The 24,733-nt window shown below is 63.5% G+C and carries 22 protein-coding genes and 4 tRNA genes; 5 read left to right on the top strand and 21 right to left on the bottom strand.

Annotated features, from left to right (window positions below; translation table 11 throughout):
- Positions 1–12 precede the first annotated feature (12 nt).
- From A0O30_RS01250 to A0O30_RS01270, 5 genes are read right to left on the bottom strand one after another with little or no spacing between them, the layout of a single operon-like run.
- Complete coding sequence (locus A0O30_RS01250; RefSeq protein WP_105945313.1) at positions 13–843, bottom strand: DUF2797 domain-containing protein; 831 nt, start codon at positions 841–843, stop codon at positions 13–15.
- The gene (locus A0O30_RS01255) at positions 840–1,100 is read right to left on the bottom strand and encodes a YeaC family protein (RefSeq protein WP_016714809.1); all 261 of its coding nucleotides are present in this window, start codon (positions 1,098–1,100) and stop codon (positions 840–842) included. The genes A0O30_RS01250 and A0O30_RS01255 overlap by 4 nt, the downstream gene beginning before the upstream one ends.
- 13 nt (positions 1,101–1,113) lie before the next feature.
- Positions 1,114–2,016: a rhomboid family intramembrane serine protease gene (locus A0O30_RS01260; protein WP_105945314.1), complete on the bottom strand. Its 903-nt coding sequence runs from the start codon at positions 2,014–2,016 to the stop codon at positions 1,114–1,116.
- Positions 2,013–2,984 carry a metallophosphoesterase gene (locus A0O30_RS01265; protein ID WP_105945315.1) on the bottom strand — a complete coding sequence of 324 codons (972 nt, stop codon included), beginning with the start codon at positions 2,982–2,984 and terminating at the stop codon, positions 2,013–2,015. Before A0O30_RS01265 ends, A0O30_RS01260 begins: the two co-directional genes overlap by 4 nt.
- The gene (locus A0O30_RS01270) at positions 2,984–3,874 is read right to left on the bottom strand and encodes an NAD(+) kinase (protein ID WP_008090067.1); all 891 of its coding nucleotides are present in this window, start codon (positions 3,872–3,874) and stop codon (positions 2,984–2,986) included. The genes A0O30_RS01265 and A0O30_RS01270 overlap by 1 nt, the downstream gene beginning before the upstream one ends.
- A gap of 88 nt (positions 3,875–3,962) precedes the next feature.
- On the opposite strand from A0O30_RS01270, the gene A0O30_RS01275 reads away from it, so the two are divergent.
- Together A0O30_RS01275 and A0O30_RS01280 are read left to right on the top strand one after the other, a co-directional pair.
- On the top strand, positions 3,963–4,889 hold the full coding sequence (locus A0O30_RS01275) for a DUF1853 family protein (protein WP_105945316.1): 927 nt from the start codon (positions 3,963–3,965) through the stop codon (positions 4,887–4,889).
- Positions 4,890–5,184: 295 nt separating this feature from the next.
- On the top strand, positions 5,185–5,730 hold the full coding sequence (locus A0O30_RS01280; RefSeq protein WP_060498795.1) for a cytochrome b: 546 nt from the start codon (positions 5,185–5,187) through the stop codon (positions 5,728–5,730).
- Here A0O30_RS01280 and A0O30_RS01285 read toward each other — a convergent pair.
- Both A0O30_RS01285 and A0O30_RS01290 read right to left on the bottom strand, forming a co-directional pair.
- Positions 5,721–6,614: a 1-aminocyclopropane-1-carboxylate deaminase/D-cysteine desulfhydrase gene (locus tag A0O30_RS01285; RefSeq protein WP_105945317.1), complete on the bottom strand. Its 894-nt coding sequence runs from the start codon at positions 6,612–6,614 to the stop codon at positions 5,721–5,723. The genes A0O30_RS01280 and A0O30_RS01285 overlap by 10 nt on opposite strands.
- A 153-nt stretch (positions 6,615–6,767) precedes the next feature.
- The gene (locus A0O30_RS01290) at positions 6,768–8,804 is read right to left on the bottom strand and encodes an NADPH-dependent 2,4-dienoyl-CoA reductase (protein ID WP_105945318.1); all 2,037 of its coding nucleotides are present in this window, start codon (positions 8,802–8,804) and stop codon (positions 6,768–6,770) included.
- 259 nt (positions 8,805–9,063) lie between these two features.
- Here A0O30_RS01290 and A0O30_RS01295 point away from each other — a divergent pair, with 259 nt between their 5' ends.
- The 3 genes from A0O30_RS01295 (at position 9,064) to A0O30_RS01305 (ending at position 13,580) form a co-directional block, all read left to right on the top strand.
- Positions 9,064–11,301, top strand: coding sequence for a TonB-dependent siderophore receptor (locus tag A0O30_RS01295; protein ID WP_146256286.1), 2,238 nt, complete (start codon positions 9,064–9,066; stop codon positions 11,299–11,301).
- Between the two features lie 115 nt (positions 11,302–11,416).
- Positions 11,417–12,535, top strand: coding sequence for a carbon-nitrogen hydrolase family protein (locus A0O30_RS01300; RefSeq protein ID WP_105945320.1), 1,119 nt, complete (start codon positions 11,417–11,419; stop codon positions 12,533–12,535).
- A 4-nt stretch (positions 12,536–12,539) separates the two neighbouring features.
- Positions 12,540–13,580: an AraC family transcriptional regulator gene (locus tag A0O30_RS01305; protein ID WP_105945321.1), complete on the top strand. Its 1,041-nt coding sequence runs from the start codon at positions 12,540–12,542 to the stop codon at positions 13,578–13,580.
- Positions 13,581–13,931: 351 nt separating this feature from the next.
- Here A0O30_RS01305 and A0O30_RS01310 read toward each other — a convergent pair whose 3' ends face one another.
- From A0O30_RS01310 to truA, 14 genes are all read right to left on the bottom strand, one after another.
- Positions 13,932–14,744 carry a DUF2242 domain-containing protein gene (locus tag A0O30_RS01310; RefSeq protein ID WP_105945322.1) on the bottom strand — a complete coding sequence of 271 codons (813 nt, stop codon included), beginning with the start codon at positions 14,742–14,744 and terminating at the stop codon, positions 13,932–13,934.
- A gap of 199 nt (positions 14,745–14,943) precedes the next feature.
- Positions 14,944–15,020, bottom strand: a tRNA-Asp gene (locus tag A0O30_RS01315).
- 140 nt (positions 15,021–15,160) lie between these two features.
- A tRNA-Asp gene (locus A0O30_RS01320) sits at positions 15,161–15,237 on the bottom strand.
- 99 nt (positions 15,238–15,336) lie between these two features.
- A tRNA-Asp gene (locus A0O30_RS01325) sits at positions 15,337–15,413 on the bottom strand.
- A gap of 66 nt (positions 15,414–15,479) precedes the next feature.
- A tRNA-Val gene (locus A0O30_RS01330) sits at positions 15,480–15,555 on the bottom strand.
- Positions 15,556–15,702: 147 nt separating this feature from the next.
- Positions 15,703–16,476, bottom strand: a complete 774-nt coding sequence (locus A0O30_RS01335) for an SDR family oxidoreductase (protein WP_019096779.1) — start codon at positions 16,474–16,476, stop codon at positions 15,703–15,705.
- Positions 16,473–17,684 (bottom strand): O-succinylhomoserine sulfhydrylase, encoded by a 1,212-nt coding sequence (locus A0O30_RS01340; protein ID WP_060498788.1) that lies wholly within the window; start codon positions 17,682–17,684, stop codon positions 16,473–16,475. Before A0O30_RS01340 ends, A0O30_RS01335 begins: the two co-directional genes overlap by 4 nt.
- 16 nt (positions 17,685–17,700) lie before the next feature.
- Positions 17,701–19,206, bottom strand: coding sequence for an amidophosphoribosyltransferase (gene purF, locus A0O30_RS01345; RefSeq protein ID WP_016715903.1), 1,506 nt, complete (start codon positions 19,204–19,206; stop codon positions 17,701–17,703).
- 42 nt (positions 19,207–19,248) lie between these two features.
- On the bottom strand, positions 19,249–19,806 hold the full coding sequence (locus tag A0O30_RS01350) for a CvpA family protein (protein WP_012271205.1): 558 nt from the start codon (positions 19,804–19,806) through the stop codon (positions 19,249–19,251).
- A gap of 244 nt (positions 19,807–20,050) precedes the next feature.
- Positions 20,051–20,716, bottom strand: coding sequence for an SPOR domain-containing protein (locus A0O30_RS01355; protein ID WP_105945323.1), 666 nt, complete (start codon positions 20,714–20,716; stop codon positions 20,051–20,053).
- A complete protein-coding gene (folC, locus tag A0O30_RS01360) occupies positions 20,700–22,007 on the bottom strand; it encodes a bifunctional tetrahydrofolate synthase/dihydrofolate synthase (protein ID WP_105945324.1) in 1,308 nt (435 codons plus the stop codon). The genes A0O30_RS01355 and folC overlap by 17 nt, the downstream gene beginning before the upstream one ends.
- A complete protein-coding gene (accD, locus tag A0O30_RS01365; RefSeq protein ID WP_105945325.1) occupies positions 22,007–22,900 on the bottom strand; it encodes an acetyl-CoA carboxylase, carboxyltransferase subunit beta in 894 nt (297 codons plus the stop codon). Before accD ends, folC begins: the two co-directional genes overlap by 1 nt.
- A 219-nt stretch (positions 22,901–23,119) precedes the next feature.
- Complete coding sequence (locus A0O30_RS01370; protein ID WP_105945326.1) at positions 23,120–23,740, bottom strand: phosphoribosylanthranilate isomerase; 621 nt, start codon at positions 23,738–23,740, stop codon at positions 23,120–23,122.
- 61 nt (positions 23,741–23,801) lie between these two features.
- Positions 23,802–24,656, bottom strand: a complete 855-nt coding sequence (gene truA, locus A0O30_RS01375; protein ID WP_105945327.1) for a tRNA pseudouridine(38-40) synthase TruA — start codon at positions 24,654–24,656, stop codon at positions 23,802–23,804.
- Positions 24,657–24,733: the final 77 nt, after the last annotated feature.

Below are 24,733 nucleotides of genomic sequence, written 5' to 3' on the forward strand. Positions count from 1 at the left end.
GTAGAGGTCCTTTTACTGGAGCACGGCCAGCTGATAGGCCGTGTACTTGCGAATATTGATCACACCGGTATCGAAGATCAGGTACTGGCCCTTGATACCCAGCAGCGTGCCTTCGGCCACCGGGTCTTTGTCGAGGTTGAAGCTGACGATCTTTTTCGGGTAGGCCTCGACCGGGTAATTCATCTGTACCACTTCGGCGTCGGGCAGCGGCTGAATCGCCTGCAAGCCGAAACGCGCTTGCAGCTCACTCAAACCGTCGGCACAGGCATCGAAAATCTGCTCACGAATGGCCGGCAGGTCGAGCACTTCGGCATCGCCCTTGAGCAGCGCACGCCAGTTGGTGCGGTCCGGCACCTGGCTGCGCAGCACGTCTTCGACCAGGCCGGACTGCTGGCGGGTGGCCACGCGCATGATCGGCAGGGCCTGGCTGGCGCCCTGGTCGAGCCAGCGGGTAGGCAGCTGGGTGGCGCGGGTGATGCCGACCTTGATCCCCGACGAGTTGGCCAGGTAGACCACGTGGTCGGTCATGCAGAACTGTTCGCCCCACGACGGCTCACGGCAGGTGCCGGCGTCGTAGTGGCATTTTTCCGGGGCCATGATGCACACGTCGCACTGGGCCAGCTTGGTCATGCACGGGTAGCAGTAACCCTGGCTGAAGCTGGTCTTGGTGCGCTTGCCGCAATGGCTGCAATGAATGGCGCCGAGGTATTCCAGGCGCAGGCGCTGGCCGATCAACGGGTTGACCGCCACCTGCGTGTCATCCAGGCGGAAGCTGTATTGCACCACCGGTGCCTGCAGGCTTACCGCCATTTTGCTCAACGAGCCACGAGCGAGTTCGATCAATGTACCGAGTCCGACTTGAACAGAATGTTGGGGATCGGCGCGGACTTGGACGCACACTCCTGCGGGCCCATGTAGCCGGTGCGCTGGTCTTCAGGCAGGTTCTTGATCTCCCAGGCGATAACGGCCTGCAGCGACAGCTCTTTCTGCTCGGCGGTGAGCTTGCGGCCATCCGACCATTTGCCGATTTCCACGGCCAGTTTCAGGCTCTCGTAGATTTCCGGGGTAATGTTTTCGATCATTTGCGCGAAAGTGGACATAGTGTCTCCTGATTCAAGCCGACAGTTTACGCCGGGCCAGCGCCCCACCCAAGAGCCCGGTCAGGCATCCGATGAGCAGCCCGCCCACGTGGGCGGCGTTGGCGATCTGGCCAAGGCCCAGGGTGCCGACCACGCCGGTGAGGCATACCACCAGCCAGATCAGCATCATCACCAGCACGCCCTTGGGCAGGTTGAAGTAACGGTTTGGCGCCAGCCACTGGAACAGCCACACATGCCCGAGCAGGCCATACAGCACGCCGGACAGGCCGCCGAACAGGCTCGGCCCGCTGGTGTAGTGCTGGGCCAGGTTGGACACCAGGCTGAACAGTAGGGTCAGGCCCAGCAACATCCACGGGCCCTGGCGCAGTTCGATGCGTTTGCCCAGCTCCCAGTACCACAGGCTGTTCATGGCCAGGTGCAGCACGCCGAAGTGCAGCAGCATGGGCGAGACCAGGCGCCACCACTGGCCTGCGTCCAGGGTTTGCGCCAGCGGGCTGAAGTACAGGTAGTCGCCCTGGACGCGGAAGTCGAGGAAGGTGAACCAGCTGATGGTCGTGAAGTTGTCGCCCAGGCTGGTGAGGCCGGCGACGACGAAGCACAGCAGCAGGGTGAGCGTCGTGACTTTGCAAGCTTTGGCCTGTTCAGTCAGGGAGGGCTGTGTTGGGGCATTCGCGGCGGTTCGGCGCCCCGACAAGCCCGCTCCCACAGGTTCCTCTGTTGCCTGGATATCTGCGTTGCCGTCGGGGTAGCGCTGGTAGAGTTGCAGCACGTCTTCGGCGAGGGTGTCGGGGGCCCAGAGCACCTGGGCATCGCCCTCCTCGCTCACCCGGTGCGGCACTTGCAGGCGCTGCAACAGGTGGACGAAGCCGCTGAGGTCGACCGACAGCGGCAGGCGCATCACTTCGATAATGTTCATTGGTTGGCCTGTGGGCGGTCGACGTCGACCCAGACGAACTTGTGCGGGTCGATGCGGGTTTCATCATCCAGCCGGTAGGCGACCAGCTTGCCGTAGAGCACGGCGCTGTAGTCCAGGCAGGCCAGGTTGGCGCGGATCGGCGCCGGGCGGCCGCTGCGCCAGTAATGGCCAACGAACAGCAAGGGCTCGTCTTCGTCGTAGCGCAACAAGGCGTTCTTCTGGCTGTGGCTGAGCGGGGTGCTGGCCACCTCTTCGGGCAGGGCATCGGGCTGGAACACGATGTCACCGTAGGTTTGCGGGTCTTCTTCCCAGAACTTGGTGCGGAAGAAGGCGCGGGTCAGGCCATCGCCGCCCGTCAGGGTCAGGCCGTCCGGCAGGCGCATGTCGGTGCCGCGCAACAGGCGGTTGCACACGGTAGCGGCAAAGCTGTTGCTCACCGCCGAGGCCTGGATGAAGTGTTCATCGATGCGCCCGTCGGGGTACTGCTGGCGCAACGGCTCGATCAACCGCGGGTCCCAGCAGGCGTGCACCAGGCGGAAGCGCCCGGCGTCGACGAACAGCGGCATCTGGTAGAACCAGTTGACGAAGTCGTGCCAGTCGCCGGGGTGGTGGGCGAACTGGGTCAGGGTTTCATCGATAAGGCGGGCATGGCGTGGCGTGTGCTCGCGCACGTAGGCCTTGCCGCTGCCGGGCAGCGCCGGGGTCACCCAGCCCAGGGCGTTGTACTCGTGGTTGCCCATGATGCACAACGCCTGGCCGGCCTCGACCATGTCGTGGACGATATGCAGCGCCTCGCGAATGCGTGGCCCACGGTCGACGATATCGCCCAGGAACAGCGCCATGCGCCGCGGGTGGCGCCACACGCCGGCCACGCGCTTGTAACCGAGGGCGTCGAGCAGGCGTTCAAGGGTCAGCGCACAACCGTGCACGTCACCGATGATGTCGAAACTTCGCGCCGGATCGAACATCAGTCGTCCCTGCTCCCCAGGCGGCTGCCCCAACCGAGCTTGGTGCGGCAGACCTCGTAGTAGTTGTGGTCCAGCGGGTGGATCAGGCGCAGCTTCTGCGGCTTCTTGCTGACCGTAATGGTGTCGCCGGGGGCGCAGGTGAAGTGGTTCTGGCCGTCACAGGACACTTGTGGGTAGATCTGCAGATCCTTCGACACCACGATCTTCAGCTCGCTGTTGCCGTCGACCACGATCGGCCGGCCCGACAGGGTGTGCGGGTACATCGGCACGATGACGATGGCGTCCAGCTTGGGGTGCATGATCGGGCCGCCGGCCGACAGCGCATAGGCGGTGGAGCCGGTGGGGGTGGCGACGATCAGGCCGTCGGCCTTCTGGCTGCAGACGAACTGGCCGTCGATGTAGATCTCGAACTCGATCATGCGCGTGGACTTGCCCGGGTGCAGCACCACGTCGTTCAGCGCATCGCCCTGGCCGATGGCTTCGTGGTGACGGCGCACTTCGGCCTGCAGCAAGAAGCGGTTTTCCACCAGGTAGTGGCCGTCGAGCACCTCGGCGACTTTTTCTTCCAGTTCGTCGGGGCGGATGTCGGTGAGGAAGCCCAGGTTGCCACGGTTGATGCCCAGCACCGGAATGTTGTGACGGGCCAGGGCGCGGGCAGCGCCCAGCAGGCTGCCGTCGCCGCCGACCACGATGACCAGGTCGCAGACTTCGCCCAGCAGCTTGCGGGTGGAGGTTTGCAGGCCATGCCCGGGCAGTACTTCGGCGATGGTGTCCTCGAGGATCACATGCAGGTGGCGCTCGAGGAGGAATTTTTTCAGTCGGCGAATGGTGTCGAGCACCTGCGAGCTGCCAAGGCGACCGATGATACCGATATTGCGAAATTGCTCCATGGGGCTCCTGCGAGGCTCTGCGGCGGGTGACGATGGGCCGATTATGGGCGAAACCACCGGGTAGCGGCAAACCGGCTATGCTCGCAGGATGACGCCATTCCTCCAGCTTCACGACCTGCCCCGGCAACTGCAGCGCCCCGCCGTGCGCGACCTGGCCTGGGCCATGCTGTCGCCGCCCCTGCTCAGCGCCCCGCCCTGCCCCCAGCGCCACCCGCTGGCGGGCAGCCTGTGGGCGCAGCAGCCGCAGCACCTTGAACAGTGGTTACGGGCGCTGGATGAAGATGACCGGCCATTGCAAGACTGGCTGGCGAAGCTGAGCAGCCGGCGGCTGGGGCATTACTACGAACGCCTGTGGCAATTCGCCCTGGGTCAGGCGCCGGGCATCGAGCTGCTGGCAGCCAACCTGGCGATCCGAGATGCCGGGCGCACGCTGGGCGAACTGGATATGGTGTTGCGCGACCGTGACGGCGTGCACCACTTGGAACTGGCGATCAAGCTGTACCTGGGGCCGGAAGGCGCCGGGCACGACCCGCATGCCTGGCTGGGGCCTGGGTGCCATGACCGGCTGGGGAGCAAGCTTGCGCACCTGGCGGGGCATCAGTTGCCCATGTCGAACGGGGCCCACAGCCGCGAGCTGTTGAACGGGTTGGGGGTTGGCCAGGTACAGGCCCATGTATGGCTGGGGGGCTATCTGTTCTACCCGTGGCCGGGGCATGCCGAGCCACCGACGGGCGCCAACCCGCAGCACTTGCGTGGGCGCTGGGTACGGAGGCGGGACTGGGTCATGGCTGAGGGTGAGCATTGGCAACCATTGCAGCGGCATGCCTGGCTGGCACCGGCGCGGGTCGAGGCTGGTGAATGCTGGGCGGTGGAGCAGTTTGCCGCGTGGTTGCATGTGCTGGAGCGCCAGGCTCCGGCGCAGTTGCTGGTGAGGCTGGAGCAGGAGGTTGATGGTGCCTGGCAGGAGGTGGAGCGGGTGTTTCTGGTGGCTGACAGTTGGCCACATTTGCCTTAGCGCTTATCTTAAGATTTGCGGAGGTTTCAAGATCGAGCGCCGCCCGCGCGGCGCATCGCGGATAAATCCGCTCCTACATTTGTTGCAACGTGCCATGCCTGTCAGGCCATGGTTGTCAGCCGGTTTGCACGACTCAAGTCATGCACCAGGGCAGGCGACCATGGCATAACAGGCTCGGCACGTTGCAACAAATGTAGGAGCGGATTTATCCGCGATGCGCCGCGCAGGCGGCGCTCGATCTCACAAGCACAAAAAATATAAAGCCATACAACCGACCTGATGACGAGGACCGATCATGGTTTCATCCACCCCCGCGACCCACTACGCGCGCCTGTCCATCGCCCTGCATTGGCTGATGCTGGTGCTGCTGGCCGCTGTCTACGCCCTTATCGAACTGCGCGGCCTGTTCCCTAAAGACAGCGTTGAACGCAACCTGATGAAAGACCTGCACTTCATGCTCGGGCTCAGTGTGTTCGTGCTGGTATGGCTGCGCCTGGCCGTGCGCCTGAGCCGCCCGACCCCGCCGATCGTGCCCAAGCCGCCGGCCTGGCAAACCGGGCTTGCGCACCTGATGCACCTGGCGCTGTACTTGCTGATGATCGGCCTGCCGCTGGCCGGCTGGCTGATCCTCAGCGCCGCCGACAAACCGGTGCCGTTCTTCGGCCTGGAACTGCCACACCTGATCGGCCCGGACCCGGACCAGGCCAAGTTCATCAAGGGCTGGCATGAACGGGTTGGCAGCTGGGGTTACTGGCTGATCGGCCTGCACGCGCTGGCCGGGCTGTACCACCACTATGTGCAGCGCGACAACACGCTGCTGCGCATGCTGCCTTACAAGTAACCGCGCCGGCCCTGCAGGCCACCGGTGTGCACGACGATCAGGCGGGTGCCGGGCGCGAACAGCCCGGCCCCTACCTGCTCACGCAAGGCCAGCAGGGCCTTGCCGGTGTACAGGGCTTCGAACGGTACGCCGCTGTGTTGCTCGCACTCGGCGATAAAGGCCAGCAGGTCATCATCGAACTTGCCGAAGCCGCCACGGCAGGCGTCGTGAAGCTGGTAGCCGTGGCCGCCGGCAAAGGCTGCCACCGTCTCGGGTACACCGTGGTCCCGGGGTACGGCCAATGCGCCATGTACGGCATGTGCACCCGCCTCGGCCAGTACCAGGCCGGCCAACGTGGTACCGGTGCCAGCGGCCAGCCACCAGGCGTCGTAATCCGACCAGCCCAGTACCGCGATTTGTGAGCGCGCCTGCTCCATGATCAGGGCACAACCTTGTGCGCCGGCCAGCCCGCCGCCGCCTTCCGGAATGCAGTGCCAGCCGGGATAGCGGGCCTGCCACGGGGTCCAGAAGTCTGGTTCGTTGCGCGCGCGGTAGCCACCATAGCCCAGCCAGTGCAGTTCCATGCCCAATGCCTTCACGTCACGCACAGTGGGTGTGTCCTGGGCGTGACCCCGTAGCAGGCCGGCGGTGGCGAAGCCGAAGCGCTTGCCGGCGGCGGCCAGGGCATGCAGGTGGTTGGAATGGTTGCCACCCAGGCTGATAAGGCCCGGGGCGTTGCTGGTGCTGGCTTGCTGCAGGTGATGGCGCAGCTTGAACCACTTGTTGCCGCTGATCAGTGGGTCGATCAGGTCCAGGCGCAGGATGGCGGCTTTGACCTGGGCTTGTTGCAGCCAAGGCAGGTTCAGGGGTTGCAGAGGGGCTTGGGGGAGGTCGAATACATGCATGGATCGCAGTTTACAGGGAAATCCTGGGGGCGCTTCGCACCCCTTTCGCGACACAAGGCCGCTCCCACAGGACCGCATAACCTTTATGCCTAGCGCGGTCCCTGTGGGAGCGGCCTTGTGTCGCGAAAGGGCCGCGCAGCGGCCCCGGCAATCTCAGAGTTCAGCCGCCAATCTTGAGCCTTGGTTGATCGCCCGCTTGGCATCCAGCTCAGCCGCCACATCTGCGCCACCAATCAGGTGCACCGATTGACCCGCTGCCACCAACCCGTCCTGCAATTCACGCAGCGGATCCTGTCCGGCGCAGATCACCACGTTGTCCACCGGCAACACCTGCGGCTCGCCATCCGCCACACGAATGTGCAGGCCGGCATCGTCGATACCCAGGTACTCAACGCTATTGAGCATTTGCACCCGCTTGTTCTTCAGCCCGGTGCGGTGAATCCAGCCGGTAGTCTTGCCCAGGCCATCACCCACCTTGGACTTCTTGCGCTGCAACAGGTACACCTGCCGCGCCGGGGCAAGCGGCTCAGCCTTGACCCCGGCCACACCACCGCGTGCTTCCAGGTGGGTATCGATGCCCCATTCTTTCCAGAACGCTTCACGGTCCTGGCTGGTGGCCACCCCCTGATGCACCAGGTACTCGGACACATCGAAGCCGATGCCACCCGCGCCAATCACCGCAACCGATTGGCCCACCGGCTTGCGCTCAAGCAGTACGTCGAGATAGCTGAGCACCTTGGCATGTTCGACACCGGGAATGGCCGGGGTACGTGGGGCAATACCGGTGGCCAGGATGATGTCGTCGTAGCCACCGTCCACCAATGCCTGCACATCGACACGGGTATCCAGGCGCAGGTCCACGCCCGTGCTTTTCACCTTGTTGCGGAAGTAGCGCAGGGTTTCAAAGAACTCCTCCTTGCCCGGCACCCGCTTGGCGACGTTGAACTGCCCGCCAATGTCGCTGGCGGCATCGAACAGGGTGACCGCGTGGCCACGCTCAGCCGCCACGGTGGCCGCTGCCAGGCCCGCCGGGCCGGCCCCCACCACGGCAATGCGCTTCACGGCCCGTACAGGCAGGTAATTGAGCTCGGTTTCGTGGCAAGCACGGGGGTTGACCAAGCAACTGGTCAGCTTGCCACCGAAGGTGTGGTCCAGGCAGGCCTGGTTGCAGCCGATGCAGGTGTTGATCTCGTCGGCACGCCCGGCTGCCGCCTTGTTGACGAAATCCGGGTCGGCCAGGAATGGCCGGGCCATCGAGACCATGTCGGCATCGCCCTCGGCCAATACGGCCTCGGCCACCTCCGGGGTATTGATACGGTTGGTGGTGATCAGCGGAATGCTCACCACGCCACGCAGCTTGGCGGTGACCTTGCTGAAGGCTGCACGCGGCACCTTGGTGGCGATGGTCGGGATACGCGCTTCGTGCCAGCCGATGCCGGTGTTGATCAAGGTCGCGCCAGCCTGCTCGATGGCCTTGGCCAATAGCTCGATCTCGTCCCAGGTACTGCCACCTTCCACCAGGTCGAGCATCGACAGGCGGAAGATGATGATGAAGTTCGGCCCTACCGCACCACGCACCCGGCTGACGATGTCCACCGCCAGGCGCATACGGTTTTCATAACTACCGCCCCAACGGTCGGTACGGTGGTTGGTATGGGCAGCGAGGAACTGGTTGATGAAGTAGCCTTCCGAACCCATGATCTCGACGCCGTCGTAACCGGCACGCTGGGCCAGCACCGCGCAGTTGACGAAGTCGGCAATCTGCTTCTCGATGCCCGCCTCATCCAGCTCTTTGGGCTTGAACGGGTTGATCGGCGCCTGGATCGCACTGGGTGCCACTTGCCGTGGGCTGTAGGCATAGCGCCCGGCATGCAGGATCTGCAGGCAGATCTTGCCACCCGCGGCATGTACCGCATCGGTGACGATACGGTGCTTGTCGGCCTCCTCCTCGGTGCTGAGCTTGGCCGCACCGGAATACACCCCGCCTTCATCGTTGGGCGCAATGCCGCCCGTTACCATCAGGCCAACGCCACCACGGGCGCGCTCGGCAAAGTACGCCGCCATTCGCTCGAAACCGCCGGGGCGCTCTTCGAGGCCGGTGTGCATCGAGCCCATCAGGGTGCGGTTGCGCAAGGTGGTGAAGCCCAGGTCCAGCGGGGCAAGCAGGTGCGGGTAGCGGTCGGCGGCCATGGAAAGGTCCCCTGGTGGCGTGATCACGGTATGCAGGCACCTCACCGGTCAGCGGGGCCTGTCGTTTGTCTGTCAGCGACATTAAACAGCCGTTTGAATTGACTCAATGATTGAAACTGACAAGTTAATGATCAAAACAAACAGGAAGACCTCACGCTATGTCATGAATTGTAAAAATATTTTCATGAGCGTATTGAAAACGTAAATCAATTGTAAATAATTCTCATCCGATAATAACTACCAATTGGATGCTGCCTTCATGGTCAAAACCCGCCTCACCCGGCTGTCTCCCCTGTCGCTGCACCTGTGCCTCGGCGTCGCCGCTGCACTGCCAACCGGCGTACTGCGCGCCGAAACACTGGACCCGACGACACAGGAGGCTGCCAAGGATGGCGGCAAACACGTATCCCCCCCCATGGAGCTGTCAGCCACCAACGTCGAAAGCCAATGGCTGGGCGCCAGCACGGAAAACACCGGCAGCTATGCGCCGGGCACCACCACCATGGGCGGCAAGGGGCCGCAGAAACTGCGCGAAATTCCGCAATCGGTAACCGTCATCACCGATCAGCGCTTGCAGGACCAGCAACTGCGCAACATGGACCAGGTGATGAACCAGATGACCGGTGTTACCCGCAAGGAGGCATGGGCCAAGAACACCTATGTGTCCCGTGGCTTCGAAATCAACGATGTGCGCTATGAAGGTGGCGCCACGTCGAGCATGCTCGACAGCAGCCGCTACGAAGACCTTGCCCAGTTCGACAGCGTCGGCCTGTTGCGCGGTGCCGACGGTTTGTACGGTGCAGGTGAACCGGGCGGCGTGATCAACTTCAGCTACAAGCGCCCGTTGGCAGTGCCACAGGTCAAGACCTTGACCTCGGCCGGCAGCTGGGACAACTACCGTGGCGAATTCGATGTAACCGGCCCTTTGGCAATGGATGGGCGCCTGCGCGGGCGCTATGTAGGCGTGCTGGAAGACAAACACAACTTCGTCGACTACGACCACAAGAAACGCAACCTCAATTATGTGTCGTTCGAGTTCGATGCCAGCGACGACACCCTGCTGTTCTTCGGTGCCAGCCACCAGCGTGACGACCTCAATGGCGTGCGCAACACCCTGGGCCGCTTCTCTGACGGCAGCGATCTGGGCCTGTCGCGCAGCACCAACCTGACCACGCCCTGGAGCTGGAACGATATCGAGAACACCACGGTGTTCGCCCGCCTCGACCAGCAACTGAGCGACAACTGGAAAGCCGTGGCCAACGTGCGCCACAACATCAACCGCAACGCGCAGAATGTGGTGGAGCTGGAAAACCCCATCGACCCGGCCACTGGCACCGGGGGCTCGTGGTGGAACAACCAGCATGATTTCAAAACCACCAACACCACCCTGGACCTGAACCTGCAAGGTTCGTTCGACGCGTTCGGCCACATGCACGACCTGACCGTGGGGGTGGACGGCAGCAAGCTCAAGAGCCGTGGCGGCAGCTACTGGAACTTCCTTTACGACGACCTGATCTTCTCGCCAACCCTGCCGGACCGCTTCCCCACGGCCGAGAATTTCCCGGACACCAGCACCGATGTGCGCAAGGCAGGCGCCTACACCTCGCTGCGCATCCGCCCGGTGGACAACCTGTCGCTGATCATCGGTGGCCGCTACACGCTCATGGAAGACACCGAGTATGTCGGTGCCAATGGTCAGAAGCTCAACTCTATCGATGAGGACCGCCAGTTCGTGCCGTACTACGGCATCGTCTACGACCTCAGCGAAACCACCAGCCTGTATGCCAGCCACGCTGAAATCTACAAGTCGCAGGCTACCCTGCTGCAAGGCCCACCACCGGGCAGCAAGGCCCTGGAGCCGTTGACCGGCACCAACTACGAGGTCGGCATCAAGCAGGAGCTGGCTGACGGCAAGCTGCTGGCCAGCTTTGCCTTGTACCGTATCGAGAAGAAGGGCGAAGGCCAGATCGATCCCGACTACCCACGTCAGTGGGGGTCTGTCACCTCATGCTGCTATGTCGGCAATGGCTACCAGCTGAGCCAGGGCTTCGAACTTGAGCTGAACGGCGAAGTGCTGCCAGGGCTGCAAGTGGCGTTGGGCTATACCTACAACGCCAACGAGAACAAGCGCAAAGGCGATGCCCGCTTCAGCACCCATACCCCGCGCCACCTGTTCAAACTGTGGACCGACTACCGCTTCCAGCGCCTGCCGGCACTGAGCCTTGGCGCCGGGGTGATCGCCCAGAGCGAGCACAGTGAATCGGGCACCGTGGTGCCTTTGGGCGGTAGCGAATCGCTGGACTACTCCTTCGTGGAAAGCGGCTACGCCATCTACTCGGCACGTGCCGCGTATGATCTGGACGAACACTGGACCCTGGCCCTGAACGCCAACAACCTGTTCGACAAGACCTACTACAGCACCGTGTCTTCCACCGGCTATGGCAACCTGTATGGCGAGCCGCGCAGCTTCCTGGTCAGCCTGAGCGGCAAGTTCTGATGCCGCCGCCGGGGCCGTTTGCGGCCCCGGTACAACCAAATCGCACAATTGACCTTCCGCTGGGCGCCGGTTTGCTCGTACCCTTGTCACAGTTTCAACTGGATAGACACGGTCAATGCGAAAACTGCTTGCTGGCGCCCTGGCGCTGGTCTTCCTCGCCGCCCTCTTTGGTTATGGCTTCTGGACCCAACAGCGTCCGGAAGGCCACTACCTGTCCGACCTGCGCATCGAGCTGGCACTGAACCACGGCGTGCCAGGCGAACACGGCAACCTGCTGGGCGTCGAGCCGCTGCTGTACCCGGGTGACTACCAGAACCTGCAGCGCCTGCACCGCAAGCTCGCGGCTTACCTTGAGCAGGCTCGCGCACAAGGACTGATAAGCCCGCGCACGGTAGTGGTGCTGCCGGAGCACATCGGCACCTGGCTGTGGGCGCGCGGTGAGAAAAACGAACTGTATCAGGTGACCCAGAGCCGCGAGGCCCTGCAATGGCTGGAGCTGAGCAACCCGCTGCGCTACGGCCTGGCCATGCTCGGCGCCGACGGCGATGACTGGCGCGCCGATGCGCACTTGCGCATGAAGGCCGAGCAAATGGCCGCAGACTATCAGCAGTTGTTCGGCGGCCTGGCCAAGGAATTCGGCGTTACCCTGGTGGCCGGCTCCATCGTGCTGCCTGCACCCTACGTGAAACAGGGCGTGCTGCACGCCGGTAGTGGCCCGCTGTTCAATAGCAGCATGGTGTTTGCTGGCGATGGCTCGCTACTGGGCGAGCCACAACACCAGCAGTTCCCTGACAGCGAAATGCGCCGCTACGTCCACAATGGCCGCAAGCACCCGTTGCAGGTCGTGCAAACGCCTGCCGGGCGGCTGGGTGTGCTGATAGGCAGTGACAGCTGGTACCCGGAAAACCATCGGCAACTGGCACAACAAGCGGTACAACTGGTCGCCAACCCGGTGTTTCTCAGCGGCAAGAGCAGCTGGGAAGCGCCATGGCGCGGCAACCGCCACCAGCACGCCACCGCCGGGCTGCCCCTGCAGCGCGGCGAAGTCAGCGAACAGACCGCCTGGCAACGCCTGACCGAGGCGGCCGGGGCCAGTGTCAGCAGCATGAGCGTGTTCATGCGTGGGCAGTTCTGGGAGCAAGGCAGTGATGGCCAAGGCTTCGCCCACCAGGCGGGTGAGTTGCTGGTGGGCACCCCAAGCCCGGGTGCCCGCCTGCTGAACCTGTGGCTGTAACACCATGGCCCGCCCCCGCGTGCGCCTGGGCGACTTGTCGGTTGGCTTTGTTCAACCGCTGAGCGAGGCCCTGCGCGAACTTGGCCACGCCCCCGAACCGCTGCTGCTGCGCTATGGCCTGGATGGGCCGCGCCTGGCTGAAGCCGGCGCGCGCTTGTCGATCCCCCGCTACATGCACCTTGGCCACGCCGCCATCGAACTGTGCGGCGAGCCCGCCCTGGGCCTGCACATGGGGCGCCTGAGCCGCCTGGCTCATGCCGGCCTGGCCGGGGTCACCGCCGCCCAGGCCCCTACCCTTGGCGAGGCAGCGCGCACCCTGCTGCACTTCGAACCGCTGTACGCGGCCAACTACCGTGGCCACTCCAGCTTTCACGAAGACGCCCAGGGCGCCTGGCTGCGCTTCTACTCCATCAGCCCCTATAACGCCTACAACCGCTTTGTGGTCGACTCGCTGCTCGCGGGTTGGCTAGCCCAGCTAGCCGACCTTGCAGGCACCTCGGTGCAGGCCGAACGCCTGGACATCGAATTTGCCGCACCCGCGTATGCCGCACGCTACCAACCGCTTTGCAGCACACCCGTGCAGTTCGCCGCCGACGGCAACCGCCTGCGCCTGAGCCGCGCCACGCTGCAACTGGCCAACCCCAGGCATTGCCCGAGCACCTGGCAGCACCTGCTGCAGCTGTGTGAAGCAGAAATGCTGCAGCGCACGCGGGTGCGCAGCCTGGGTGAGCGCATCACCCACCTGCTGGGCCCGCTGCTCAATGGCGGCCGTGAGCCCGACCTGGAAGAAGTGGCCCTGCACCTGCAGCTGCCAACCTGGACACTGCGCCGCAAGCTGGCCGAGGAAGGCACACGCTTTCGTGACTTGCTCAATGAAACACGGCGCGACCTGGCCGAGACCTATATCCGCGATACAGCGCTGGCCTTTGGCGAGATTGCCTATCTGTTGGGGTTTGCATCGGCCGAGGCCTTCCAGCGCGCGTTCAAGCGCTGGACGGGCCTTACACCGGGAGAGTTCCGCCGCAGCCAGCGGCGGGTGGGCTAAAGCTCGGTGGCGTCGTCAGCCGGTTCCGGGGTGTCCAGTTCGTAAGCCTGGGTTTCGAGTAGTTCTTCCTGGTATTCATCCATAGCCCTGCGTCCTCTTTACTCATTATGTCTTCGTCGGTGTCGCCTTCAACCTAAGCAGGTGAGGTGAAGGAATGATGACAAGCGTATGAGTGGTAAACGTAGCAGGTGTTCAGGAAGTTATCGCAGGGCTTCTGTAACAGGGGATGTGTCTAACCTGTACCGGCCCTATCGCCGGCAAGCCAGCTCCCACAGGTTGATCACAGTTTTCGAAATCTGTGCTGTACCTGTGGGAGCTGGCTTGCCGGCGATAGGCCGGTACAGGCGCCCATTAAAGAGAGGGTGACGCCGCTTCGGCAGGCTGCGCATCCTGCTGCACCTGAATCGGCGCAGCCTCTACCGGCGGTGCCACCGGCTGCGAGCCCTGGCTGTCATTCACCACTGGCGCTGCCACCGCCTCATTGGCCGGGGCAACGGCCGCTGGCGCGGGCGCAACCTCAGTCGCCGGTGCGGGTGTCGGGGCCACAGGGTTAGCGGCGGCCTGTTCCGGCAGCCCCAGATCAACTGCGGGCTTTTCGACCTTGGGCGCCTCAGCCTTTGCCTTGGCAACTTTTTTCGGCTTGGGCAGGTAACTCTCCACCAGGGCGAAGTAGCGGTCATAGAACTGCGCGGCCGTTACCGTCTCGCTGGCCACTTTGACCATTGAATCGTCACTGGAGCCAATCGGCATCGACACCGAACCCAGCACGCCCACCCCCAGGCTGGCAGAGGTGTTGGATTTTTTCAGCGCATAACGGTCCTGCAGCGCGTTGGCGAACATGGTCGAGCGCTGCTCGTCGCTCACATCCGGTGCACAGGTAACGTTGAAGCTGATTTGCAGGTGGTTCTCGCTGTTCTGCTGGAAGCTTTTGTTACCCACCACCTGGTTGGCGCCACTGCTGGTGATGATGTACCCCTGGCTGAGCAAGGCACGCCGCGCGGCCTCGCAAGAGCCGGCATCGCTCACAGGGAAGCTGCGCGAGAAGGTGCCCGAGTCGTCGAAGTTCTCGTGCTCGTAGATGGCGGCCTTTTTCGAGGAACAACCGGTCACGCCCGCCAGCACCAGGGCCAGCCCGAGCGCACCAAAGACGGAAGATCTGGTCATTGCGAATTCCGGGTATGTCGAGAAGGTGCCTATTGTGCAACACAGCAGGCAGGCACAGGAACCACTGGTCGGTGACGAACCTGTCAGGTTGGTGTAAATGTGGGTAAAGGCCGGGAATGCTTGCCCGCAGAAACGAAAAAAGCGACCCGAAGGTCGCTTTTTTGTGCTTCAAGGCGTTCAAGGGGCCTTGAGGCGAAGATGGCGCAGCGGACGGGACTCGAACCCGCGACCCCCGGCGTGACAGGCCGGTATTCTAACCGACTGAACTACCGCTGCGTATCATTCAGGCTTGCGCCCGATTGAAACCTGGGTCTACCCTTCCGGCGCATTGGCCTCAGGACAGGCACAAAAAAAGCGATAACATGATCGCTTCTCTTGTGTTGCTTCAAGGTGTTCTAGGGACCTTGAAGCGAAGATGGCGCAGCGGACGGGACTCGAACCCGCGACCCCCGGCGTGACAGGCCGGTATTCTAACCGACTGAACTACCGCTGCGTATCGTTCAGGCTTGCGCCTGATTGAAACTGGGATCAGCCCAAGGTTTTTGCCTTGTGACTTCAGACCGGTGCCAGGCACCCATCTGTTACTGAAAAATGGCGCAGCGGACGGGACTCGAACCCGCGACCCCCGGCGTGACAGGCCGGTATTCTAACCGACTGAACTACCGCTGCGCAGTGCGTTCCTCTCTGGCTCTCGGTTTCTTGCGAAACCTGAAGCGTCAGGAACATCTCAGGAAGTGGTGGGTGATGACGGGATCGAACCGCCGACCCTCTGCTTGTAAGGCAGATGCTCTCCCGGCTGAGCTAATCACCCTCGCGATGTTGCTTGTTGCGTTTGCTTCGCTGAGGCCGCGAAATTTACGCAGGTGGCGAAGCTAAGTCAATAGCCCCATTGAATTTTTTTCAAAAAAGGTAAAAACAGAAAAGGGACCTTTCGGTCCCCGTTCCTATAACGCCGGTCTCAGGTGTAGATCATCTTGCGGGTCATGCCGCCATCGACCACAAACTCCTGGCCAGTCACGAACGCCGCCTGGCGCGACAGCAGCCAGGCAACCATGGCTGCCACATCTTCCACCGTCCCTACCCTGCCCGTCGGGTGCTGGGCATGGTCGGCTTCGGTCAGCGGTTCGGCACGGCGCTGCGACGGGTCGCGGGCATCGATCCAGCCCGGGCTCACCGCATTGACGCGAATCTCCGGGCCCAGGCTCATCGCCAGGGCATGGGTCAAGGCCACCAGGCCACCCTTGCTCGCGGCGTAGGCCTCGGTATCGGGCTCGGACTGCCGCGCCCGGGTAGAGGTGAGGTTGACGATTGCCCCATTGTGCGCACGCAAGTACGGCGCGCAATGCTTGGCCAGCAGCATCGGCCCGTTGAGGTTGACCGCCAGTACCCGATTCCACTGCGCCAGGCTCAGGCTTTCCAGCGTCTGGTTGTGCGGATTGGCAATCGCCGCATTGCACACCAACGCGTCCAGCCGACCAAACTGCCCTAACACCTCGGACACTCCGGCACTGACCTGAGCCTCGTCGGCAACGTCCATGGTGATGAACCAGGCGTTGTCACCCAGGGCCTTGGCCACCTTTGCACCGCGCTGGCGGTCAAGGTCGCTGAGTACCACCTGCCAACCTTCGCAGATCAGCCAGGCGGCAATGCCCAGGCCGATGCCGCGCGCGGCACCGGTTACCAGGGCTACCCGGCCGTTGTGGCCTGGCACACTGCCGCCGATTTCGATCACAGTGCCGCCAGCCCGCGTGCCAAGTCTGCCTGCAGGTCGGCCACGTCTTCCAGGCCCACGGCAACGCGGATCAGGCTGTCGCGGATGCCTGCAGCTTCGCGCTCCTGCGGCGACAGGCGGCCGTGGGAGGTGGTGGCCGGATGGGCGATGGTGGTCTTGCTGTCCCCCAGGTTGGTGGTGATGGAAATCACCCGGGTCGCATCGATGAAGCGCCAGGCGCCCTCTTTGCCGCCCTTGACCTCGAAGCTGACCACCGCACCAAAGCCACTCATCTGACGCTTGGCCAGTGCGTGCTGCGGGTGGCTAGGCAGGCCGGCGTAATGCACCTTCTCCACGCCATCCTGCTGCTCCAGCCATTCGGCCAGGGCCTGGGCGCTTTCACAGTGCGCACGCATACGCAGGCGCAGCGTTTCCAGGCCCTTGGTGAAGATCCAGGCGTTGAACGGGCTGAGGGTCGGGCCTGCGGTCCGCAGGAAGCCCACCACTTCCTTCATCTGCTCGGCACGGCCGGCAACCACGCCGCCCATGCAACGGCCCTGGCCGTCGATGAACTTGGTGGCCGAGTGGAACACGATGTCGGCACCCAGCTTCAGCGGCTGCTGCAGCGCGGGGGTGCTGAAGCAGTTGTCCACCACCAGCATGGCACCGTGGGCATGGGCGATTTCGCTAAGCGCGGTGATGTCGACCAGCTCGGCCAGCGGGTTGGACGGCGACTCGACGATCAGCAGCTTGGTGTTGGCCTTGATGGCCTTTTCCCAGCCAGCAAGGTCGACCAGTGGCACGTAGTCCACCTGCACACCAAAGCGCTTGAAGTACTTCTCGAACAGGCTGATGGTCGAGCCGAATACGCTCTGCGACACCAGCACATGGTCACCGGCGCTGCACAGCGACATCACCACGGCCAGGATCGCCGCCATGCCGGTGGACGTGCCCACGGCCTGCTCGGCACCTTCCATCGCCGCCAGGCGCTCCTCGAAGGCACGTACCGACGGGTTGGTGTAGCGCGAGTAAACGTTACCCGGCGTTTCGCCGGCAAAGCGCGCAGCAGCATCGGCCGCCGTGCGGAACACGTAGCTGGAGGTCAGGAACAGCGCTTCGCTGTGCTCGCCCTCGGGTGTACGGTGTTGACCGGCGCGCACCGCCAGGGTGTCGAAACCGACACCCTCGAGGTCGCTGTCCAGTCGCCCGGCATCCCATTGATCCGTCATGCCGTCGCTCCCTGAATCAGTTGTTGTAGAGGTCGATGATCGCGCTGACGGCCTGGTTCTTGACCTTGGCCAGGTCATTACGGGCCTGCTCGATGCGGTCGAGGTAGGCCGCGTCGATATCGCCGGTGACGTATTCACCGTTGAATACCGCGCAATCGAAGTGATCGATCTTGATCTTGCCGCCACCGACCGAATCGATCAGGTCAGGCAGGTCCTGGTAGACCAGCCAGTCGGCGCCAATCAACTCGGCCACTTGTTCGGTGGTACGGTTGTGGGCGATCAGCTCGTGAACACTCGGCATGTCGATGCCGTAGACGTTGGGGTAGCGCACTGCAGGGGCTGCAGAGCAGAAGTAGACATTCTTGGCACCGGCTTCGCGGGCCATCTGGATGATCTGCTTGCAGGTGGTGCCGCGCACGATCGAGTCGTCCACCAGCATCACGTTCTTGCCGCGGAATTCCAGCTCGATGGCGTTGAGCTTCTGGCGCACCGACTTCTTGCGCGCAGCCTGGCCAGGCATGATGAAGGTACGGCCGATGTAACGGTTCTTGACGAAACCTTCGCGGAACTTGACGCCCAGACGGTTGGCAAGCTCCAGCGCGGCGGTGCGGCTGGTGTCCGGAATCGGGATGACCACGTCGATATCGTGCTCAGGGCGCTCACGCATGATCTTGTCGGCCAGCTTTTCACCCATGCGCAGACGGGCCTTGTACACCGAGATACCGTCGATGATCGAATCCGGGCGGGCCAGGTAGACATGTTCGAAGATGCACGGCTGCAGGGTCGGCGCTTCGGCGCACTGCTTGGTGAACAGCTGGCCGCCTTCGGTGATGTACACCGCTTCGCCCGGTGCCAGGTCGCGGATCAGGGTAAAGCCGAGCACGTCCAGGGCCACGCTTTCCGAGGCGATCATGTATTCCACGCCTTCGTCGGTGTGACGCTGGCCGAATACCACCGGGCGGATGCCATGGGGGTCGCGGAAGCCGACGATACCGTAGCCGGTGATCATCGCCACCACGGCATAACCGCCGACACAGCGGCTGTGCACGTGGGAAACCGCAGCAAACACGTCTTCTTCGGTCGGTTGCAGCTTGCCGCGTACCGCCAGCTCATGGGCGAAGACGTTCAGCAGCACTTCCGAGTCGGAGTTGGTGTTGACGTGGCGCAGGTCAGACTCGTAGATCTCCTTGGCCAGCTGCTCGACGTTGGTCAGGTTGCCGTTGTGTGCCAGGGTGATGCCGTACGGCGAGTTGACGTAGAACGGCTGGGCCTCGGCCGAGGTCGAGCTGCCCGCTGTCGGGTAGCGCACGTGGCCAATGCCTATGCTGCCCACCAGGCGCTGCATGTGGCGCTGCTGGAACACATCGCGCACCAGGCCATTATCCTTGCGCAGGAACAACCGGCCGTCATGGCTGGTCACGATACCGGCAGCGTCCTGGCCGCGGTGCTGGAGGACCGTAAGCGCGTCATACAGCGCCTGATTGACGTTCGACTTACCGACGATACCGACGATGCCACACATGCGACGCAACCCCTACTTTGACGAAACTTGAGTGAATAGCGCTCAGGGCTTGGACGGCCCGAGCAACTGTTCCTTGAACGGAAGATCAGCCGGAGCGCTGATCAACCCACTGGGCGACCACTGGCCGGTGAAACCCAGAATCAGGTTTTTCGACCAGTCGGCGACCAAGAGAAATTGTGGTATCAGGCGTGATTCCTGCCACCAGGTGTCTTGTTGAACCGGCCCCAGGCTGATCAGGCCTATGGCCACCACTACCAGCAAGGCCCCGCGCGCGGCACCAAAGGCCATGCCCAGGAAACGATCGGTGCCGGACAGCCCGGTTACACGGATCAGCTCGCCGACCAGGAAGTTGACCATGGCCCCCACCAGCAAGGTGGCGACGAAAAGAATGGCGCAGCCCGCGATGACGCGCATGGAGGGCGTCTGGATATAACTTTCAAGATACACCGAGAGCGAACCGCCGAACATCCAGGCAACCGCACCGGCAATGATCCAGATGAGCAAGGACAAGGCTTCCTTGACGAAGCCGCGCTTGAGACTGATCAGTGTGGAGACGGCGATGATCGCGATGATCGCCCAATCAACCAAGGTAAATGCCACGGTGCTGCCTGCAGACGTTTGAGGCGGCGCATTTTACCAGAGCAGCGGGGGGTTGGGTAAGCGGAATGTCAGGTGGATTGGTGTTGGATTCATCGCCGGCAAGCCAGCTCCCACAGGGATCGCACACGCTTTGAAGCTTTGCACATGACAGTTGCCTTCACAGGACTGCACATGAATCAAAGTTGATGCGATAAAGGTGGGAGCTGGCTTGCCGGCGATGGGCGGCAAAGCCGCCCCGGCTTTATCAGCTGCGCTCAGGCTGGAAGCGCACCACAAAACCCTTGAGGCTGTTCTGGCGGTTGATGGCATCACGCGTGCGCTCGGCTTCGGCCCGCTCGATCAACGGCCCCACGTATACCCGGTTCATCCCACCTGCCGAGCGGATGTAGGCGTTGTAGCCCTGGCTACGCAGGGTTTGCTGCAACTTTTCAGCGCCAGCGCGGTTGGACAGGCTGGCCAACTGGATCGACCAACTGACCGGCAGGCCATTGACGTCGATCTTCGAGGGCGCAGCCGGTTTTGCCACAGCTGCGGTCGGCGCAGGCGTAGCCACAGGTTTCGGCTCGACCTTGGGCGCTGGCGCCTGCGGCTTGGCCGGCTGAACCTGCGCCTGGGTCTGCGGCGATGGCGTGATCGGCTGGCTGGGCGTGCTCGCGGGTGCCGTGGACTCGTCAACCACCACGGGGGGGTGCTGAGGCTCTTCCGGGATGGCCTGTGGCTCCGGCACGGCAACCGGCTCCACCTTCACCTCGGGCAGGCTGGGCATCGCCGGCGCCTGCGGGGCTTCGACATGCACCTGGCGCATCTCGTCCTCGCGGGTGAACAGCATCGGCAGGAAAATCACCGCCAACGCCACCAGCACCAGCGCACCCACCATGCGCTGTTTCATCCCTTTATCCAGCACTGCCATCTACTTCACCCTCCTGGGTGTGCCGCTGCAGCCATTCCAGCGCCTGGGCGACACAGAAAAACGAACCGAACAGCAGGATCTGGTCATCCGCCGTCGCCTGCGCGCATTGCCCCTCAAGGGCCGCGTCGACGCTGGCATAAGACTTCACCGCAGCGCCGAGGTTCGTCAAGGCCGTGGCCAGTTCTGCAGCCGGGCGGCTACGTGGGGTATCCAACGGCGCCACGGCCCAGTCATCGACCAAGCCCTTCAGCGGCGCGACAACGCCGCCCAGGTCCTTGTCGGCGAGCAGGCCGAACACTGCCAGACGGCGCCCCTTGAGCGGGCGAGCCGCCAGCCGACGGGCCAGATACTCCGCTGCATGGGGGTTATGACCCACATCCAGCAGCAGTTCTACCGACTTGCCCTGCCACTGCAGCACACGACGGTCGAGACGGCCGGTGATGCGGGTCGCCAGCAACGCCTGGCGCACCTGCCCTGCATCCCAGGGCAGGCCCATCAGCAGGTAGGCCTGCAGGGCCAGCGTGGCGTTCTCCATGGGCAGATCGAGCAATGGCAAGTCACGCAACTCTACCTGCGCGCCATCTGCTGCGGTACCCCGCCAGCTCCACGCGCTATCGGTAGTGGCCAGGTCGAAATCACGACCGCGCAGGAACAGGGGCGCAGCCAATTCGGCGGCCTTGTCCAGCAACGGCTGTGGCGGATCCAGGTCGCCGCACAGAGCCGGCTTGCACGGGCGGAAGATGCCGGCCTTTTCGAAAGCCACCAACTCACGGGTATCACCCAGGTAGTCGACATGGTCGACACCGATGCTGGTCACCAGGGCCAGGTCGGCATCCACCACGTTCACGGTGTCCAGGCGGCCACCAAGGCCCACTTCCAGCACCACGGCATCCAGTTGCGACTGGTAGAACAACCAGAACGCAGCCAGCGTGCCCATCTCGAAGTAGGTCAGGGAAATATCGCCCCGCGCCGCCTCGACGGCGGCGAAGGCGTCACACAGGCGCTCATCGCTGGCCTCTTGACCATCGATCAGCACCCGCTCGTTGTAACGCAACAGGTGCGGCGAGCTGTACACGCCGACCTTGAGCCCCTGGGCACGCAGCAGCGAGGCCACGAAGGCGCAGGTGGAGCCCTTGCCGTTAGTGCCGGTTACCGTCACCACGCGTGGCGCCAGCTTGCCCAGCGCCAGCCGGGCAAGCACCTTCTGCGACCGCTCCAGGCCCATGTCGATGGCCGAGGGGTGCAACTGCTCAAGGTAGGCGAGCCACTCGCCCAGGGATCGTTGTTTCATCACGCGACGGCTGCCGCCTCACGCGCTTGCTCCGGGGTTTCCTGGCCGGTCATCTGCGCCAGCAGGCGGGCCAGACGCGGGCGCAGTTCGCCACGGGAGATGATCAGGTCGATGGCACCGTGCTCCAGCAGGAACTCGCTGCGCTGGAAGCCTTCTGGCAGCTTTTCGCGTACGGTCTGCTCAATCACGCGTGGGCCGGCGAAGCCGATCAGGGCTTTTGGCTCACCGACAATGACGTCGCCGAGCATCGCAAGGCTGGCGGAAACGCCGCCGTACACCGGGTCGGTCAGTACCGAGATGAACGGGATGCCTTCTTCGCGCAGGCGCGCCAGCACGGCCGAGGTCTTGGCCATCTGCATCAGCGAGATCAGCGCTTCTTGCATACGTGCACCGCCCGAAGCGGAGAAGCAGACCATCGGGCAGCGGTGCTCCAGGGCGTAGTTGGCCGCACGCACGAAGCGTTCGCCGACGATGGCACCCATGGAACCGCCCATGAACGAGAACTCGAAGGCGCTGACCACGATCGGCATGCCCATCAGGGTGCCGCTCATGGAGATCAGGGCGTCTTTTTCGCCGGTTTGCTTCTGGGCGCCGACCAGGCGGTCCTTGTACTTCTTGCCGTCACGGAACTTCAGGCGGTCGACCGGCTCCAGCTCGGCACCCAGTTCGGCACGGCCTTCGGCGTCGAGGAAGATGTCGATGCGCGCACGTGCGCCGATGCGCATGTGGTGGTTGCACTTGGGGCAGACATCCAGGGTCTTTTCCAGCTCCGGACGATACAGCACGGCCTCGCAAGCCGGGCACTTGTGCCACAGGCCTTCAGGCACCGAGCTCTTCTTCACCTCGGAACGCATGATCGAAGGGATCAGTTTGTCGACTAACCAGTTGCTCATGCTTTCTTTCTCCAGTATTGGCAGGCGGGGGCCGGTGTCGCCGGCCCTGCCCTGCCCTTGAGCTCAAAATCTTTTATCAAACGATGGTGGACCGGCCGCCGGGGCTTCCAGCGCACCGCTCCACCGCTAATGTGTTGTTCTGCCACCTGTGCAGGCAGCTGCCCAGCAGGGCTGCGAAAGCTATGGACGATGGCGCGCAGCCAGCCGTCACATCTGCCATCACGCCTGTTTAACGGCCCGCATGAACGCCTCGATCTTCGCGGCATCCTTGATGCCCTTGGCCTGCTCGACGCCACCGCTGACATCCACCGCGTAAGGCCGCACCTGGGCAATGGCCTGGCCGACGTTATCGGCCGACAGCCCGCCCGCCAGGATGATCGGTTTGCTCAGGCGCTCCGGCACCAGAGACCAGTCGAACGCCTCTCCGGTTCCCCCCGGCACACCCGCCACGTAGGTATCCAGCAAAATACCGCGCGCCCCCGAGTACCGCTGGCACGCCGCCTCCAGGTCGTCACCCGGACGAACACGCAGGGCCTTGATCCAGGGGCGGTGGTAGCCTTCGCAGTCCTGTGGCGTTTCGTCGCCGTGGAACTGTAGCAGGTCCAGCGGAACCACTTCGAGGATCTCGTTCAGCTCGCAACGCGAGGCGTTGACGAACAGCCCGACCGTGGTCACAAACGGCGGCAGTTCGGCAATGATCGCACGCGCCTGGCGCACGTCCACGGCGCGAGGGCTCTTGGCATAGAAGACGAAACCGATGGCATCGGCACCCGCTTCGGCAGCGGCCAGTGCGTCTTCGATACGGGTGATCCCACAGATCTTGCTGCGAACATTGCTCATGGACAGCGAACCTTGGTTATTCCGGTGAAAGGCCGGATGTTAGCAAATGACTTTTCGCCCGTCAGTCTGCCAACGCCTCATAGCCGGTCAAAAAGTGTGGGCCGATGTAACGCTGGGGCAGTGCATATTCCTCGGGGTACTCGACCTGCACCAGGTACAGCCCGTATGGATGGGCCGTGACCCCGGCTTCACGGCGGTCGCGCCCTTCCAGCACTTCACGCGCCCAGGTAACAGGGCGCTCGCCGGCACCGATGGCCATCAGCACACCGGCAATATTGCGCACCATGTGGTGCAGGAAAGCAGTGGCGCGCACGTCCAGCACGATCATCTGGCCATGGCGGGTAACGCGCAGGTGGTAGATGTGCTTGACCGGCGACTTGGCCTGGCACTGGCTGGCGCGGAAGGCACTGAAGTCGTGAGTGCCGAGCAGGAACTGCGCAGCCTCGGCCATACGCTCGACATCCAGCGGGCGGTGGTTCCAGGTGACTTCCTCGGCCAGGTGCGCCGGGCGGATCGGGTCGTTGTAGATGACGTAGCGATAACGCCGGGCACAAGCCTTGAAGCGTGCATGGAAATCGGCCGGCATCGGCCGCGACCAGGCCACACTGATGTCGTGCGGCAGGTTGAAGTTGGTGCCCATGGTCCAGGCGCGCTCATCGCGCACAGCGCGGGTGTCGAAGTGCACGATCTGCCCGCAGCCGTGGACACCAGCGTCGGTACGCCCGGCGCAGATCACCGAAATCGGCTCGTTCGCGACTTTGGACAATGCTTGCTCCAGGGCCTGCTGGACACTTGGCACGCCGCTGGCCTGGCGCTGCCAGCCGCGGTAGCGCGCGCCTTTGTATTCCACGCCCAGGGCGATGCGGGAGTAGCCTTCGGCCGCGGATTCGGTGGTGGCGGTGTCGATGATGTCCAAGCGTTTGAAACCTGTGGGGTGTACGGAATGGCGGGGATTATAACGACAACGGCAGCCGTGTAGGGCTGCCGTTGATG

The sequence above is a fragment of the Pseudomonas sp. LLC-1 genome, assembly GCF_002992185.1.
Classification (GTDB): Bacteria; Pseudomonadota; Gammaproteobacteria; order Pseudomonadales; family Pseudomonadaceae; genus Aquipseudomonas; species Aquipseudomonas monteilii.